The 17,055-nt window shown below is 61.4% G+C and carries 15 protein-coding genes; 4 read left to right on the plus strand and 11 right to left on the minus strand.

What is annotated here, in order from left to right:
- On the minus strand, nt 1–641 hold a 641-nt coding region (locus NV64_RS23865; protein ID WP_233208915.1), incomplete at its 3' end, for a molybdopterin-dependent oxidoreductase.
- Nucleotides 642–857: 216 nt separating this feature from the next.
- Here NV64_RS23865 and galR point away from each other — a divergent pair.
- Complete coding sequence (gene galR / locus NV64_RS03455; RefSeq protein WP_056231965.1) at nt 858–1,862, plus strand: HTH-type transcriptional regulator GalR; 1,005 nt, start codon at nt 858–860, stop codon at nt 1,860–1,862.
- Nucleotides 1,863–2,033: 171 nt separating this feature from the next.
- Here galR and lysA read toward each other — a convergent pair whose 3' ends face one another.
- Nucleotides 2,034–3,287, minus strand: a complete 1,254-nt coding sequence (gene lysA / locus NV64_RS03460; RefSeq protein WP_056231962.1) for a diaminopimelate decarboxylase — start codon at nt 3,285–3,287, stop codon at nt 2,034–2,036.
- Between the two features lie 121 nt (nt 3,288–3,408).
- Here lysA and NV64_RS03465 point away from each other — a divergent pair, with 121 nt between their 5' ends.
- The gene (locus NV64_RS03465) at nt 3,409–4,329 is read left to right on the plus strand and encodes a LysR family transcriptional regulator (protein ID WP_101505330.1); all 921 of its coding nucleotides are present in this window, start codon (nt 3,409–3,411) and stop codon (nt 4,327–4,329) included.
- Here NV64_RS03465 and NV64_RS03470 read toward each other — a convergent pair.
- Nucleotides 4,326–5,489, minus strand: a complete 1,164-nt coding sequence (locus tag NV64_RS03470; protein ID WP_056231958.1) for an MFS transporter — start codon at nt 5,487–5,489, stop codon at nt 4,326–4,328. The two genes, NV64_RS03465 and NV64_RS03470, sit on opposite strands and share 4 nt — an antisense overlap.
- Before the next feature lie 415 nt (nt 5,490–5,904).
- Here NV64_RS03470 and NV64_RS03475 point away from each other — a divergent pair, with 415 nt between their 5' ends.
- Both NV64_RS03475 and NV64_RS03480 read left to right on the plus strand, forming a co-directional pair.
- A complete protein-coding gene (locus NV64_RS03475; protein WP_056231955.1) occupies nt 5,905–6,531 on the plus strand; it encodes a trypsin-like peptidase domain-containing protein in 627 nt (208 codons plus the stop codon).
- A 404-nt stretch (nt 6,532–6,935) separates the two neighbouring features.
- Nucleotides 6,936–7,562, plus strand: coding sequence for a hypothetical protein (locus NV64_RS03480; protein WP_056231953.1), 627 nt, complete (start codon nt 6,936–6,938; stop codon nt 7,560–7,562).
- 30 nt (nt 7,563–7,592) lie between these two features.
- Here the strand turns inward: NV64_RS03480 and fbpC are convergent, their stop codons facing one another.
- From fbpC to NV64_RS23870, 8 genes are all read right to left on the minus strand, one after another.
- Entirely contained in the window at nt 7,593–8,663 is a 1,071-nt protein-coding gene (gene fbpC, locus NV64_RS03485; RefSeq protein ID WP_056231950.1) for a ferric ABC transporter ATP-binding protein, read from the minus strand.
- A 9-nt stretch (nt 8,664–8,672) separates the two neighbouring features.
- Entirely contained in the window at nt 8,673–10,742 is a 2,070-nt protein-coding gene (locus NV64_RS03490; protein ID WP_101505331.1) for an iron ABC transporter permease, read from the minus strand.
- Nucleotides 10,743–10,802: 60 nt separating this feature from the next.
- The gene (locus tag NV64_RS03495; RefSeq protein WP_101505332.1) at nt 10,803–11,834 is read right to left on the minus strand and encodes an ABC transporter substrate-binding protein; all 1,032 of its coding nucleotides are present in this window, start codon (nt 11,832–11,834) and stop codon (nt 10,803–10,805) included.
- Nucleotides 11,835–11,873: 39 nt separating this feature from the next.
- Nucleotides 11,874–13,181 carry an MFS transporter family glucose-6-phosphate receptor UhpC gene (gene uhpC / locus NV64_RS03500; RefSeq protein WP_056231939.1) on the minus strand — a complete coding sequence of 436 codons (1,308 nt, stop codon included), beginning with the start codon at nt 13,179–13,181 and terminating at the stop codon, nt 11,874–11,876.
- Nucleotides 13,182–13,270: 89 nt separating this feature from the next.
- On the minus strand, nt 13,271–14,809 hold the full coding sequence (locus NV64_RS03505) for an MASE1 domain-containing protein (protein ID WP_056231936.1): 1,539 nt from the start codon (nt 14,807–14,809) through the stop codon (nt 13,271–13,273).
- Nucleotides 14,809–15,438, minus strand: a complete 630-nt coding sequence (locus tag NV64_RS03510) for a response regulator transcription factor (RefSeq protein WP_056231934.1) — start codon at nt 15,436–15,438, stop codon at nt 14,809–14,811. The genes NV64_RS03505 and NV64_RS03510 overlap by 1 nt, the downstream gene beginning before the upstream one ends.
- 134 nt (nt 15,439–15,572) lie before the next feature.
- Complete coding sequence (locus tag NV64_RS03515; RefSeq protein WP_056231931.1) at nt 15,573–16,073, minus strand: cupin domain-containing protein; 501 nt, start codon at nt 16,071–16,073, stop codon at nt 15,573–15,575.
- 737 nt (nt 16,074–16,810) lie between these two features.
- Nucleotides 16,811–17,055: amino acid--tRNA ligase-related protein (locus NV64_RS23870; RefSeq protein WP_304529214.1), on the minus strand; the 245-nt coding region annotated here is incomplete at its 5' end.

The following is a 17,055-nucleotide window of genomic DNA, read 5'->3' on the forward strand; positions in this document are numbered from 1 at the left end:
CCTTTGGCGGCCAGCTGCAGCAGCGCCGGCTTCAGGCTGTGCTCCGCCGCACCGCCGGAGGCCACCTGGCCGTTTTTCAGCGCCAGCCCGCCGAAGGCGATAAAAATATCGCAGTGCTGCACCACGCTCGGCCAGTCGGTGACCCGGCCGGTGAGCGGCGCAAAGGTGCCGATGACGTAAGGCAGGAAGAACTGTGCGGCGCCCCAGCTGTAGTTGCCCTGCTGGTCGATGGCGCCGCCGCCCTGGTTGTAGAAGCGCCGTACCAGGGTTCGCGCGTGGTGCACCCTTCCCGCCGATGACCAGCCGTAAGAGCCGTCAAAAATACCGCTCGCGCCGTAGCGATCGCGCACCCGGCGGTTTTCATCGGCCACCAGGTCCAGCGCGGTTTCCCAGTCTACCGCGACAAAATCTTCCCGCCCGCGCAGCGAACGATCGCTGTTCTCACGCGCCCTGAGCCATGACCGGCGCACCATCGGCTGACGGATGCGTTTGTCGGAATAGACCAGTTCCGGAATGCTTTTCAGCATCGGCGACGGATCCCGATCGGCGAAAAACGGCTCGCAGCGCAGCAGCCTGCCCTGCTCTGTCACGGCGGTAAACGCGCCCCAGTGGGCAAGATGCGGGAATTTTTTAACGGTCATTGACGGGATCCGGCTGCGTGATGATTTCTGGAAAGGGAGAATAGCATGTTTCCTGAACGGCGGGCGAGTGGCGGCGCGGCTGAGTCTGTCAGGCTTTGCTGCCAGAGAAATCATCAGCTTTGCGATATCCGCGACATTCTGACCGCTTGCAGTCGCTGGCGCTTTCCGCAACACTGAAGCCTGTGTAAACGCTTACCCAGTAAGGCAGTAAACCCTATGGCTACCATAAAGGATGTTGCCAGGCTCGCGGGCGTATCGGTCGCGACCGTATCAAGGGTGATCAATCACTCGCCCAAGGCGAGCGAAAGTTCACGCCTGGCCGTAACAGAGGCGATGGAGTCGCTTCATTATCACCCCAACGCCAACGCGCGCGCGCTGGCCCAGCAGTCGACGGAGACCATCGGGCTGGTGGTCGGCGACGTATCCGATCCGTTTTTTGGCGCGATAGTTAAATCGGTGGACGAGATTGCCTGGCAGACCGGCAATTTTCTGTTGATTGGTAACGGTTATCATGACGAGCAGAAAGAGCGCCAGGCGATTGAGCAGCTGATCCGCCACCGCTGCGCGGCGCTGGTGGTTCATGCGAAAAAGGTGCCGGACAGCGAGCTGATCCCGCTGATGAAACAGATCCCGGGTATGGTGCTGCTGAACCGGATAGTGCCGGGGTTTGAGCCACGCTGTATCGCGCTGGATGACCGTTACGGTTCCTGGCTGGCGACCCGCCATCTGATTCAGCAGGGTCATGAAAATATTGCCTTTATCTGCTCGACCCACTCAATCTCCGATGCCACCGATCGTCTGCAGGGTTACTACGACGCCCTGAAAGAGCACGGGATCGCGGTCAACGACCGGCTGGTCGCCTGGGGAGAACCGGATGAGGTCGGCGGTGAGCTGGCGATGACCGAACTGCTCGGTCAGGGTAAAAACTTTACCGCCGTCACCTGCTACAACGACTCGATGGCCGCCGGCGCGCTGGCGGTACTGAGTGATAACGGCGTGCAGGTGCCGGAGCAGATGTCGCTGATCGGCTTTGATGATGTGCTGGTCTCGCGCTACGTTCGCCCGCGCCTGACCACCGTGCGTTACCCGATCGTCACCATGGCACAGCAGGCCGCCGCGCTGGCGCTGGCCTTAGCCAGCGGCCAGGCTCTGCCGGAGGTCACCAACCTGTTCAGCCCGACGCTGGTTCGCCGTCACTCGGTCAGCGCACCGCCCGCCTGAGCCGCCGGCCGGGGGTTTCACCAGGGTCTGAAGAGGGGCCCTGATACGCCTGCCAGACGTTTCCGTCAGACGGCAAAAAGCCGGTCCGGAAGGACCGGCTTTTTGCCGTGATGGCGTGAAGTGCGTCAGCTGCACGATTGTGCCGCAGACAACGTCGCACTCCCCGGTCTTTTACAGCTCCAGCGCCAGCAGTTCGGCCACCGTCTGCGCACGGCGGATCTGGCGCGGCTGGCCGTTTTCAAACAGCACTTCCGGGATCAGCGGACGGCTGTTGTAGTTAGAGGACATCGAGGCACCGTAAGCGCCGGTGTCGTGGAACACCAGGTAGTCACCAACCTGCACAGCAGGCAGCGCGCGGCTCTCCACCCTGCCGCCCTCCTGCTGGGTGAACACATCACCGGATTCGCAAAGCGGCCCGGCCACCACGCTCTCAACGCTGGCCTGTTCATCCAGCTCACGCCCGTCACCGGCGATGGCGGAAATATGGTGATAGCTGCCGTACATGGAGGGACGCATCAGCTCGTTAAAGCCCGCATCCACCAGTACAAAGTGACGGCTGCCCATCTGCTTCACCGCGCGCACCTGGCTTAGCAGCACTCCGGATTCTGCCACCAGGAAACGGCCTGGCTCGATCTCCAGCTTAACCGGGTGACCAAGGTGCTGCGCCACGCGCTGACGCGCGCTGTCCCACAGGCCAAAATAGTGGCGGGTATCGATGGTTTCACCGCCCGGCTGGTAAGGAATCGACAGGCCACCGCCGGCGGAGATCGCCTCCAGGTCCTGGCCAAAATTCACCACCAGGTTGACCATCGCGTCGCACACCTGCTCCAGGTGGCCGTAGTCGACGCCGGAACCGATATGCATATGAATGCCCACCAGTTTAAGCTGGTAGCGCTGAATCGCCTCCAGCGCCAGCGCCATGTCGCCGTGCCAGATACCGTGCTTGCTGTTCTCCCCGCCGGTATTGGTTTTCTGGCTGTGGCCGTGGCCAAAGCCAGGGTTGACACGCAGCCACACCGGGTGCCCGGCTGAGACCGCGCCCAGCTGGTGCAGCATGTCGACCGAACCGGCGTTGACCGGCACCTTCAGCTCCGCCACCCGCGCCAGCGTTGGCTCATCAAGCAGATCGGCGGTAAAGACGATCTCGTCGCCGCCCGGCTGATAACCCGCCGCCAGCGCACGCTCGATCTCGCCCAGCGACACCGAGTCGACCTTCACCCCCGCCTCACGCATCAGGCGCAGAATATGGATGTTCGAGCAGGCTTTCTGCGCGAAGCGTACCACGTCAAACTGCTGCAGCTGGCCGATGCGCTCACGGATAATCTCCGCATCGTAGGCCCAGACCGGGCCGGGATACTGGCGCGCCAGGGCCAGCAGGTTGGTATGGTTCAGGGCGGTGGTGGTATCGGTAAGCGGGCGTGGCATAAGGCGTCTCCATAGGTTGATAACGCTATTACGCCACAGGCGCAGGCGGGATAAAAATATCTGTTTTAATGAAGTCTATTCATTCATGATATGGCCCAGGGTGTTTTAAGGAGTACAGCCCATGGCTGGCGTGTCGCTACGGCATATCGAAATTTTCCACGCGGTGGTCACCACCGGCAACCTCACCGAGGCCGCTACGCTGCTGCATACGTCGCAGCCGACCGTCAGCCGCGAGCTGGCGCGGTTTGAAAAACTGATTGGCCTGCAGCTGTTCGAACGGGTGCGCGGCCGCCTGCAGCCGACCGTGCAGGGGCTGCGGCTGTTTGAGGAGGTGCAGCGTTCCTGGTACGGGCTGGACCGGATTATCAGCGCCGCCGAAGGGCTGCGTCAGTTCCGCCAGGGCGAGCTGTCGGTGGCCTGTCTGCCGGTGTTCTCCCAGTCGCTGCTGCCGCTGCTGTGCCAGCCGTTTATGCAGCGCTATCCGGAGCTGAGCATGAACATTATTCCGCAGGAGTCACCGCTGCTGGAGGAGTGGCTGTCGGCCCAGCGCTACGATCTGGGGCTGACCGAAACCACCCACGCCCCGGCTGGCACCGAACGCAGCGAGCTGTTTACGCGCAATGAGGTGTGCGTGCTGCCCGCAGGCCACCCGCTGACGCAGCGCGACTGCCTGACGCCGCAGGATTTTGCCGGGCAGAACTATATCAGCCTGTCGCGCACCGACAGCTACCGCCAGCTGCTGGACGGGCTGTTTCACGAACAGGGGGTACAGCGGCGGATGGTGATGGAGACGCACAGCGCCGCGTCGGTGTGTGCGATGGTCAGAGCGGGAGTGGGGATTTCGATCGTCAACCCGCTGACGGCGCTCGACTACGCCGACAGCGGGGTGACAATGCGGCGGTTCAGCGTTGACGTGCCCTTTACCGTCAGCCTGATCCGCCCGCGTCACCGTCCGGCCTCGGCGCTGGTCGACGCCTTCAGCCAGCATCTGCAGCAGCAGGCTGGCCTGTTCGGCCAGCGCCTTGACCGGCAGCTCGGTTAAGCGTTAACCGCCTGCGGTTCGCCGCGGGTGTTGCGGAAGGTATACAGACAGATCAGCAGCCCAACCACCGCCAGCACGGCGGCAGAAACCGGTACCGCCGTCAGGCCATAGCCGCCGCCGATCACCGCCCCACCGACCCAGGCACCCAGCGCATTGCCGACGTTAAACGCCGAAATGTTCAGCGTGGAGACCAGGTTCGGCGCGTCCTTACCGTGGCGCACCACGTTAATCTGCAGCGCCGGCACCATGGCAAAGGTCGCCATCGCCCACAGGAACAGGGTTATCTCCGCCAGCCACAGCGAGTGGCTGGTCCAGCTGAACAGCAGCGAGAACACCGCAATCAGTGAGAAGCTGAGGATCAGGCTGAACGACACACGCCAGTCGGCCAGTTTACCGCCCAGCGTATTGCCGACCGTCAGGCCGGCACCGATCAGGAACAGCGTCCAGCTGACGCCGCGATCGCTGATGCCGGTCACTTCCAGCAACAGCGGCGCAATATAGCTGAACAGCGCAAACATCGCGGCGGCAAAGAACACGGTCATCAGCAGCGACAGCCACAGCCTGCCGTTGTTCAGCGCGCTGACTTCGCTGGCAAGGTGCACCGGCTTTTCATCGCGGTTGGTCGGCAGGCTGACTATCAGGCCGATAAACGCCAGTACGCCAATCACCGAGACGCCCCAGAAGGTGGCACGCCAGCCGAACAGCTGACCAAACCAGGTGCCGAGCGGCACGCCAAGCACGTTAGCCAGCGTTAAGCCGGTAAACATCAGCGCCACGGCGGACGCCTGTTTGCCCGGCGCTACCAGGCTGGCGGCGACCACTGCGCCAATGCCGAAGAAGGCTCCGTGGCACAGCGCGGTGACGATGCGGGCCAGCATCAGCAGGTTATAGGTATAGGCCAGCGCACAGAGAATATTGCCGACGATGAAAATTGCCATCAGCAGGATCAGCGTGCGTTTACGCGGCAGTTTTGCCGTCAGCAGCGCCATGATCGGCGCGCCAATCGCCACGCCCAGCGCATAGCCGCTGATCAGCCAGCCGGCGGATGGGATCGACACCTGCAGATCCTTCGCCACTTCCGGCAACAGACCCATGATGACAAATTCGGTGGTGCCGATGGCAAAAGCGCTAAGCGCCAGCGCCAGTAATGAAACAGGCATAACAGAGACTCCTGGACAAAGAGATGACCCGCTCCCGGCAACGAAGAGGGAGCCCGATCAGAAAACGATGAATCGGTGATAACTGAGAACCAGATCACAGACGGACATTAAAGCACAGCGCCCCCCGCCCTGACAGTCCACTCAAGGCAAGGGTGTATTGCCATTTTTGCAACAATCGGCCTCTGCCACCTCTTTCATTAACATCAGTATCCCTGATGCTTAACAATTAGGAATCCTCTCACCCTTAAAGGCCTTAATCCCCTTAATTTAAGGTGAGTCAGGTTGTTGGGCGATGAAAAAAACACCACCATGCGCCGCAGAAACACCAGCAACTTTCTGCGAAGGGTAAGCCACTGACGACATCAGGCACCGCCGTATCCGACGGAAAGTTATTCACTTATCCGAAGGAAACGTAATGAAAATTTTAATCGCCCTGTCAGCCCTCGTCCTCAGCGGATGCTCGGTGGGTGACTACCACTACAGCAAAGAGTCCCTTAAGCGCGTCGATATGACCTTTACCGGCATTCCCACTATCCTCGGTGCCGGTTCGCTCGGCTCGACCATTCCGCTGACGCCGGAGTACAGCCTGACCGCCGCGCACGTGGCGAAGTTCTCACTCCACCGCGTGAAGGCCTGGCACCCCCAGTGCGATCTGGCGGTGATTTACCATGACAACAGCGACCTGAAGCAGTCGCCGGTGTTCCGTAACAGCAACATCGGTGACCGCGTTAACTATTACGGCTACAGCTTTATCAGCGCCATGCCGGTGGCCTCCAGCGGCGTTAACCTGATTAATACCGGCATCGATAACAGCTATAACAAACGCGGCTGCGTGGCGGTGGCCAGCAACGCCGGCGTGGTGAAAGGCATGTCCGGTGGCCCGGTCTACAACGCCAGCGATGATTCGATTGCCGGGGTGATCGTCGGCTACAGCGGCCGCATCAACGATAAGAAAACCGGTGAGAAGCTGTACAGCGACGTATCGCTGTACATTCCCTACGCCGGCTTTGAACAGTGGCTGACCAACGCCATTAACAGTTAATCCAACCCCGCGTGATGCCCGCTAATCTCCGCCCCCTGACGACGGATTAAGGGCATTCTGGCGCGCCGCAATAAAAATGTCGCACCCGGCACTAATGAGATCTTAAGCACGTCCGATAACCCATTGTGTCCGGACGACAACGCTGGCCTGGCCTGCCCGGCCAGCCTTCAGCACCACGGCAGACGCCTCTAACCCCTGATTACGTAAGGTGAATTAACCACTTACCGTTAGGGATCATCCGAAAAAACTCACTCCAGGACCAGGAGGATTGCGATCCCTGTGGGCATCGTTAGGCTTGATGACGAAAAAATACATTAGCCCTCTGCAATAAAAAAAGCCTCAATCACTGCAGAGAGGGGGAAAGGAATCTGGCGGAAAACACGTTTAAACCACCGGGGTTACCTATGCGATCTGCAGTATGCCTGTTAGCGGTCTGCCTGAGCGGCTGCTCAGTCGGCAGCTATCACTACAGTGATGAAACGTCCAAACGGGTCGATATGACCTTTACCGGCATTCCTACCATCCTCGGTGCGGGAACGCTCGGCACCACCATTCCGCTGACCGCGGAATACAGCCTGACCGCGGCCCATGTGGCAAAATATTCGCTCTACCGGGTGAAAGCCTGGCATCCCGAGTGCGACCTGGCGGTGGTCTACCATAAAAATGATGAGCTTAAACAGCAGCCGCGCTTTCGCAACGGCAAGCTGGGCGATCGGGTGAATATGTACGGTTACAGCTTTATCAACGCCCTGCCGATGGCTTCCAGCGGCGTCAATCTGATTAACACCGGTCTGGATAACAACTGGAACAAGCGCAGCTGCGTGGCGGTCGCCAGCAGTGCCGGCGTGGTACAGGGGATGTCCGGCGGCGCGGTGTATAACGCCTCGGACAATACCGTCGCCGGGGTGATTGTCGGCTACAGCCGGCGGCTTGACGATATTAAAACCGGCAAGCTGCTTTATCGTGACGTGTCGCTGTATATCCCTTACGCCCGTTTTAACCAGTGGCTGACGGCGGCGCTGCTCGGCTGAACCGCCATCAGACTTGCGGACTCGACCGGCCTACTCTTCCTGCAGTACGAACATGCCAAACGGATGGATCTGCAGGAAGAAGCTGTCGCCCGGCGCGGGTTGCAGCTCGGTCGCATTGACCTGCAGCAGCAGCTGTTGCCCCTGCCAGTCCACCAGCACCTCGTACTGCGGCCCCATATAGGCCACTTTAATGATGCTGCAACGCTGGCTCGCCTCTCCCCGGGTGCTGAGGGTGATCGCCTCCGGACGCACGCCCACCGTACAGTGCTGACGATCGGCGGCAAAGCCGTCAGGACGCGGGACAGAATAGCCCTGAATCTCCACGCTGGCGGGGAAGATCCGCGCCTGGAAGATATTGATATCGCCCATAAAGCTGGCCATAAAGCGCGAAGCCGGGTAGCGATAGAGCTGCTGCGGTTCGCCGAGCTGCATAATCTGCCCTTTGTTCATTACCAGTACGCTGTCGGAGACCGCAAAAGCCTCGCTCTGATCGTGGGTGACATACAGCGAGGTGATGTTGAACTGCTGCTGCAACTCGCGGATCTTTTCGCGCATGCTGCGGCGCAGGTTGGCGTCCAGGTTACTCAGCGGCTCATCAAACAGCAGCACCTTCGGCTTGAGGATCAGCGCGCGGGCCAGCGCCACGCGCTGCTGCTGGCCACCGGAAATCTGGTCAACGTAGCGGTCGGCAAAGCCCGCCAGGTCAACCAGCTCCAGCGCTTCCTCTACCCGCTCACGGATTTCCGCCTTTGGCCGGCCGGTCATCTTCAGCCCGTAGCCGATGTTCTCGCCCAGCGACATATGCGGGAACAGCGCGTAGGACTGAAACACCATGCAGATGTCGCGCTGCTGAATCGAGCGGTGGGTAACGTCCTCACCGTCGATAAAGATCTGCCCGTCGCTGGGCTTTTCCAGCCCGGCAACCATGCGCAGGACGGTGGTTTTTCCGCAGCCCGACGGGCCGAGCAGCGTCACCATCTGCCCCTGCGGAATCGACAGGTTGAGGCCTTCAATCACCGCATTGCTGCCAAATCGCTTGGCGACGTTGCGCAATTCAACAAAACCTTTTTTAGCCTGGGTTGCTGCAATATTGGCGTTCATAAGCACTCTCTAACTGTTTTTCGCCCGCGAGCGGGCCACGCGCGCTTCACCGACCAGCGCATCGAAAATAAAGATAATTGCCAGCATCACCACGATCAGAATCGAACCGTAGGCGATCGCCATACCGTACTCACCGTCCTCAACGCGGTTGAGGATGTAGGAGGTGGCGACGCGGGTGTCCGGCGTGACGAGGAAGATAATGGCGCTGACGGTGGTGATGGCCCGCACGAAGCTGTAGATCAGCGCCGAGAGGATCGCCGGGCGCAGCAGCGGCAGCACGATGTAAACCATGGTGCGCAGCGAACCGGCGCGCAGGCTGAGGGAGGCTTCGTCCAGCGACTTGTCCAGCTGGCCCAGCCCGGCGATCCCGGCGCGAATGCCTACCGGCACGTTGCGCATCACCATCGAGATAATCACGATCGCGGCGGTACCGGTGAGGTACACCGGCGCGCCGTTAAAGGCGAGGATATAGGAGATGCCCGCCACGGTACCCGGTACGGCAAAGCACAGCATGGTGGAGAACTCGATCACCTTCTTGCCGCGGAACTGCTGGCGCACCACCACCCAGGCGATCAACAGGCCAAACAGGGCGGTAATCGGTGCCGCAACGCCGGCAAACAGCAGCGTGTCGAGCAGTGATGGCCATGCGCCCTCGCTGAAGCCCTGGCCGAACAGCTTGCTGAAGTTATCCAGCGTCAGGGTGTAATCCACCCCCCAGTTGACGGTAAAGCTGCCGAAGAAGATGCTGCCGTACAGCAGGACGTTAAAGGCGATCCACACCCACAGCAGGGTCGTCACCGACCACACCAGCGCGCGCGGCAGCGGCTGTACGTCGCCGCGTGATGATTTGCCGGAGATTGTGACGTAGGAGCGCTTGCCGATCCACAGATACTGCACGCAGAACACCAGCAGCGAGAACAGCAGCAGGATCACCCCGAGCGTACTGGCGGAGGTGTAGTCCAGCTGGGCACCGGTGATATAGAAGTAGATCTGGGTGGCCAGCACGTCAAAGTTGCCGCCGAGCACCAGCGGGTTACTGAAGTCGGCCAGCGACTGCACGATGACGATCAGGAACGAGTTGGCCAGCGCCGGCTTCAGCAGCGGCAGAAACACCTGTTGAAAGGTCTGCAGACGGGTAGCGCGCAGCGTATAGGAGGCCTCTTCCAGCGACGGGTGCAGCGTTTTAATCGCGCCGTCGAGGATCATAAAGGACATCGGCGTAAACGCCAGCACCTGGGCCAGCCAGATACCGGTGAAGCCGTACAGCCAGTTGGTGTCGGTCAGGCCGAAGTAGGTCACCATCAGCTCGGTAACGTAGCCGGATCGCCCCATCATCAGCGTAACGCCCAGCCCGACCACGAACGGCGGCGTGACGATCGGCAGAATCGAGAACACCCGCCCCAGCAGCGCCGAACGTTTGGCGATGCGCGTGGTGTAGATCGCCAGAATCAGGCCGAAGAAGGTACAGCCTACCCCCACCGCGGCGCTGAGCAGGAACGAGTTCCACACCACCAGCAGGATATGTTTTTGCCCGAGCACGGCCATGAACTGCAGCGGCGCAAAGTCGCCGTTGTCGTCGGTGACCATCGGTTTGAAGATCGCCAGGCTCGGCCAGATGATAAACAGGCCGATTAACGCCACGATGGCAATCAGCGAAGCCAGCACAAAGCGGTCGCCGCCCAGCCACTCCAGCCGCGCCAGCGCCACGGTGATCACCCCACCCAGCCCGATAAGCATGACAATAGTGCCGTAGCCCATGCCGCTACCGGTCAGCGCGGCGCTGGCCACCATCAGCAGGGCGCAGCCCGCCGCCCAGCCCGCGTCAAAGCGGTGGCGCGCAGCCGCGTTGCCGGCCCGCAGCGGCCGCACCAGCAGCAGCAGCGGTGGCAGCAGCCACAGCAGGCTGATATTCAGGCCGGACCAGCCGTAGGCGGCGAGGATCTCGTCCGCCGTCGACTCCATCAGCCCGTAGTTCAGGCTGAAGACCGGCAGCAGCAGGTAGCCCGCCACCAGCAGCGCCAGCCAGATAAAAACAGCATCTTTGCCCTGCGTCTGGCGCAGCGCGATGGTGTTACTCATAGTATTCCCCGGAAGTTGGTACAGCAGGTGAGCGCGCCCGCAGGCGCGCCATCAGGCGGATTACTGGCCCATTTTGACGTCGTTAACCCATTTGGTGATCAGGTGCTTACGCGTCTCCGTCGCCCCGAACTTATCCATGTCGTAGTCAATCAGCTTGAGATCGTCGAGCTTCAGCGAGTTCGGCGATGACTCGGCGGTGGTGTTGGTGAGGATCTGGTAGGACTGGCCTTTTTTCCACGACAGCTCCTGCGCCTCTTTCGACAGCGCCCAGTCAACGAACAGCTTCGCGTTTTCAGCGTTACGGGCGTTTTTCAGGATGCTGACGCCGCCGACTTCATAGCCGGAACCTTCACAGGGTGAAACCAGCGTCAGCGGTGCGCCCTTCTCTTTCTCCAGCGAGTAGTCGTGCAGGAAGCCGATGCCGATCGCCGTTTCACCGCGGGCGGCGTTACGCGCCGGGGCGATGCCGGATTTGGTGTACTGCGAGATGTTGCCGTTAAGCTGTTTCAGGTAGGCAAAGGCCTGATCCTCGCCCCACAGCTGGGTAAAGGTGGCCAGTGCGGTGTAAGCGGTGCCGGAGCTTTGCGGGTCAGCAATCTGAATTTCACCCTTATAGACCGGGTTGGTCAGATCCTTCCAGCACTTAGGCTCCGGCAGGTTCTTCTCCTTCAGCCGCTGGGTATTGACGCCGAAGCCGAGAATGCCGACGTAGATCGCCGAGGAGAAGTTGCCCTTCAGTTTGGCCGGATCGCGGAACTGCGGCATGATCTGCTCAAGGTTCGGTGATTTATACGCCTGCAGCAGCCCCATCTCCCCCGCCTGCGACTGCGGGTCGAGCGTGCCGCCGTACCAGACGTCGGCCTGCGGGTTGTTTTTCTCGGCGTCGACCTTGGCCAGCGTGCTGCCGGAGCCGTTGCGGATAAAGCTGGTTTTCACGTCATACTTTTCGCCGAAGGCTTTGGCTTCTGTTTCACACATGGCGTTGGTGGCGCTGCAGTAGATCACCAGCCGGCCTTGCGCCTGAGCGGTGCCGGCCAGCGTGCCGAGGGATACCGCGGCCACCATCAGGGTAGAGAGCATGTTCAGTTTCATCAGGTTATCCTTATTTTCGGGGGTCGGCAGACCCCGTCATTACGGAGCCTGTTTAAATCTCAACCGGTTCAGCCCGGCAATCAGCAGCGGCATCAACAGCAGGCCGATACAGCCCGCCGCCGCGGTCAGTAAGGCAAAGAATCCGGGCCAGCCGTAGTCCTGCATCAGCTTCGCCAGCGGCCAGCCGGCCAGCGCCGCGCCGAGATAGGCAAACAGCGCCAGAAAGCCGGTGACGGTGCCCGGCGCGTCTTTATGGCTGTACTCCGCCGCCGCCAGGCCAATCAGCATCTGTGGACCAAAGACAAAAAATCCGAGGCTGAAAAAGCTCACCGACAGCAGCGCCGGGTGGTGCACCGGCGCCAGCCACAGCGCGGCCATACTGATAAACAGCCCGCAGGCAAACAGCAAAATCACCGGTGCGCGCTGGCCGCGAAACAGCAGGTCAGAACCCCAGCCGGCGAACAGCGCGCCGATCACCCCGCCCAGTTCAAACAGCGACAGCGTGGCGTTGGCCGCCAGCAGGCTGACGCCGTGGGTTTCGGTCAGCCACAGCGTGCCCCAGTCGTTAAGCGCGATGCGGATCAGATAGACCAGCACGTAGGAGACGCTCAACAGCCATATAGTGCGGTTGGCCAGAATGTCGCGGCGCAATATTTGCCGCAGCGTCGACGGCGGGCTGTGCTGCAGCTGCCACAGCTCCAGCGGATCGCGACGCCACTCGCCGACCGGCGGCAGCCCCAGCGTGGCCGGCTTATCGCGCAGCTGCCAGCACAGCCCGATGCCGATGGCGATGCCGACCGCGCCGGGCAGCAGCAGCGCCGCCTGCCAGCCCTGGCTTACCGCCAGCCAGCCTGACAGCAGCGGCACCAGCGCCCCGCCGAGGTTGATGGAGGTATTCCAGCAGCCCCACCAGAAGCCGCGCTCATTTCTGGAGTACCAGCTGGTCAGCAGCCGCGCACAGGGTGGCCAGCCCCAGCCCTGGAAAAAGCCGTTCAGCGTCCACACCACCAGCAGCGCACTCCACGAGTGGCACAGGGTAAAGACGATATTCAGTACCCCGGTGGCGATCAGCCCGCAGCCCATAAACCAGCGGGCGGAACAGCGGTCGCTGAGCAGGCCGGAGAAGAACTTCGACGCGCCATACACCAGGTAAAACAGCGTGCCGAGCAGGCCGATATCCGCCTTATCCAGCCCCAGCTCCAGCTGCAGCACCGGCATCACGTGGCTGATGCTGCGACGGGTGAGGTAAAACGCGGCGTAGCCGATAACCATCGCGAACAGCAGCCGCGGCCGCCAGTAGCGGTAGCGTTCGGTAATCTGTTCTGGCGTCAGAGCGACGGCAGCCATGTCAACCTCCGGGTGGTTAGGGGCACTATAGGGAAAGCCGTGGGATCGGGCATGAGACTAAGTAGGAAGCGACTAAGACTTATTCCTGGTTATGCCGGGTTTTCGCGTGAATTTGTGGGCAGGTTAACAATTATTTGCGTACCGGGCGGCGGCAACAGCTGCCAGTCGCCGCCTAACGCCCGTACCCGCTCCTCAATACCGCGCAGGCCAAAGCCGCCGCTGACCTCGGCGGGTATGCCGACGCCGTCGTCGCTGACCGTCAGCATCAGCTGGCCGGGGGCTTCGCTGAGGCTGACGCTGACCCGTCGCGCACCGGCGTGTTTGCTGCTGTTGTTCAGCAGCTCCTGCACCACGCGGTAGAGGGTAAAGGTCAGCAGCTCGTCCTTAGGTGCCGCGCTCAGCCGGTAGTCGAGCTCAAATTCAATGCCGCGATCGGCAAAGGAGAACTCGCCGGCCAGGTGCTGCAGCGCCTGATCCAGCGACATTTCGTCCAGCACCGGCGGGCGGATCTGCCGCAGCAGCTGGCGGGTGGTGTGATGGATGCGCTGCGACAGGTCGCCAATCTGCCCGGCCGCCAGCTTTGCCGCCGGCGTGTCGCTGGCGCGCGCCACCAGCATCGCCTGGATCTGAATGGCGGTGATGTTCTGGCCAATCTCATCGTGCAGCTCACGGGCGATCGCCTTGCGCACCTGCTCTTCGGTGTCCACCAGCTGCGCCATCAGCCCGCGGCGGGCCAGCAACTCCTTCTCCAGCTGCTGGCGATAGCGCTGCAGATGCTGTGCCAGCTGCTGCTGACGGCTGACGGCAATGCCCAGCCCAATGCCGAGCAGCGCCTGGGTGGAGAGAAACAGCTCCAGCTCGCGCAGGTCGGTAAAGGCACCGCTGGCCTGGCGGGTCAGGGTGATCAGCACGCTGCCGATCATCGCCGACAGCACCCCGCCCTGCCAGCCAAATCGGTAGGCCATCACCACGTTGGGCAGAAACACCACGATCAGCAGCAGGCGCTCCATCTGTGGCGCGATCGACAGCTGCACGCAGACGCCGATGGCGAACACCACCGAACACCAGATCAGCAGCGAGGTGCGCAGCGGCGGGTCGGGCAGACGCTGCGCTAACATATCGCTGAGATGCTGCTGACGCAGATATTCGTAGATCAGATAGATAAACGGCGTGAGCAGTACGCCGCCGGTAAAGCTGGCCAGCAGCGTCTGGGCCAGCGGCGCGGTCAGACCGAAGCCGACCAGCGCCCCCTGCAGCAGCGCGTTCAGCGCCACGGCGGCCAGCAGCAGCAGCAGGCGCTGCCAGTAGAGGGTGTGCAGATGCCAGGAGCGCTGGCAGAGCCAGGCGGGCAGCAGGCTGAGCAGCGGCGACAGCAGGATCGCATAGCCGGTCAGCAGCTGTTCCAGCAGCAGCCAGCCCAGCAGCAGCAACACCACCACCAGCAGCGGCAGCCAGTAGCGTTTCGGCAGCAGGATGGTCAGCGCCAGATACAGGCCGCCCGGCAGCAGCAGCACCGACTGCTGGCTGTCCTCGCTCAGCCACAGGCTGATGGTCCACAGCGCCAGCCAGCTGAGGGCAAAAAACAGCGCCAGCATCAGCGGCAGCATCACCTGGCGCGCCTGCGGCATCAGGGCTGCCCCAACAGCTGATGCTGCAGGGCGAAATGCACCAGATCTACCGTGCTGGCGCAGTGCAGTTTATCCAGCACGTTAGCGCGATGAACGTGCACCGTTTTATGGCTCAGCGCCAGCTGGTCGGCGATCGCCCGGACGCTGGTGCCAACGATCAGCAGGTCAAACACCTGCCGCTCCCTCGGCGTCAGCGCGTTCAGCGCGGTCGGCAGCGGCCGGGTCTGGCGCAGCGCCCGCAGCGCATCGGCACAGAGATAGAGCCCGCCAACGCTGACCGAACGCACCGCCTGCACCAGCTCTTCCGGGCCGCAGCGCTTGGTCAGATAGCCGCTGGCCCCTTTATCCATCGCGCTTTGCACAAAGGCGCTGGTGTCATAAATGCTGAGGATGATGGCGCGAAAGCCGGGCCGCTGCTGCCGCAGGCGGCTGAGCAGGTTCAGCCCGCTCTCGTCGGGCATGGCGATATCCAGCACCGTGACGTCATAAGGTTCCCGCAGCAGGTGCGGCCACGCCTGTTCGGCGCTGGCAAACTGGCCGGTCACCTGCATATCACTTTCCAGCGACAGCAGTTGAGCAAAACCGGAACGCACCACCACGTGGTCGTCCACCAGTGCAACATTGATCATTTTCGTTATCCGCCAGATTTTTGCGCCATCATGCCTGGCCGGCCGGGGCCAGGCAAACGACAGGGGGAAAAGTGCTGGGGAGTTAACAGTTCAGGCAGAGGGCAGCCCGTTTGCCGCTACCCGCCATGCTATCGCTATCTGCACTTGCTTTGCGCATCAGGCAGCCCATCGTGCGGGCCGAACGATTGCTGTGGCGGGTCTTCCCAGCGGTCGGGACGGGTGGCGAGATACGCCGTATTCTTCGGATACCAGATGCGGTTCTCAGGTTTGCTCGCTTCGCCAACGATCAGCAGATGCGCTTCGCTGTCGCCGTTGTTGATAAAGGTATGGCAGATGCCGGTGCCCGCCGGAAATGCCACCGCGTCGCCCGGTTTCAGCGGCCACAGTTCGCCGTTGATCCACACCGCCGGCTCGCCCTGCAGCACCCAGGCAAACTCCTCTTCCGCACTTTCCGCGTGCGGATATGACATACGCCGACCGGGCAGCAGCCGCTCGTGATGGATGCCCAGCCGGGTCAGCCCCAGCGCCCTGCCCAGCGGCGCGCCAATCGACATCAGCTCGTCGCTGTCCGGGTAGTGTTCATTATCTTCGCCCTCCAGCTCACGCCAGTGACGGATAAAAGCGGGTCGGTTCATGGGAGTCCTCGGAGTCGCTTGATCGTAAGAACTTACTATCGTGGCCTTCAGGCACAGATGTAAAGAGAGGAATGACGTAATAAAAGTGCTGTCTCCCACAGAATTCAGGAAGCCATCTCGCAACCTGTGACTATTCAGTGTCCGACCTGCTTCCTGCTGCGGGAATATTGCAGGTAAGGTGTTTGCTTCGGACAACAGAGGGAACTGTCGTGGGACTCATTCTTCAGGGAACACATATCAGCGTTGATCACGCCTGCCGCGACTGGTTGTTAACGGTGCCGGAAGGTAATCCAACCGAAGAGCAGTTAGGCGACTTGCGTATATGGTCTGTTTTTCGCAGGATGCTGCACTCTGGTAAACAACGCAGAGATCGCACTGCCCGGCAGCTCGGTGTTTAGCTCTGCCGGAACCAGACGCGCTTGATTGAACGCTAAAAAGGGAGTATAAATTTCACCCAGAGTGTGCTTGAGTCTCCCCGCTCTTAAAATCCAGACGAGACCCGCGTAGCACCCTGGCCGGGGTCGGTTCGTAAAGAACAAGTATCCGGTTGGTTAGGCAGCGGCTAACCCTTCAGCTTATAGCTGTCGTAGAACAACCTTAAAAGGAGAGCAAACGCTCTCCTTTTTGCTGTCTGCAACTTGCCCGCCCTTAAACTTTCACTGGCAACCGGCAAAAAAAATGCCGGCCACCTGGGTGACCGGCATCATCGGCCCGCGAACGGGCCGGGTGGCGAACGCTTACTTGCTGCTCGGGCGCAGGGCCGGGAACAGGATCACGTCGCGGATGGTGTGGCTGTTGGTGAACAGCATCACCATACGGTCGATACCGATGCCGAGGCCAGCCGTTGGCGGCAGGCCGTGCTCCAGCGCGGTGACGTAGTCTTCGTCGTAGAACATCGCTTCGTCATCACCGGCGTCTTTGGCGTTAACCTGCTGCAGGAAACGCTCGGCCTGGTCTTCCGCATCGTTCAGCTCTGAGAAGC

It is taken from the genome of Erwinia sp. B116 (assembly GCF_002865965.1).
In the GTDB taxonomy this organism is placed as follows: Bacteria; Pseudomonadota; Gammaproteobacteria; order Enterobacterales; family Enterobacteriaceae; genus Erwinia.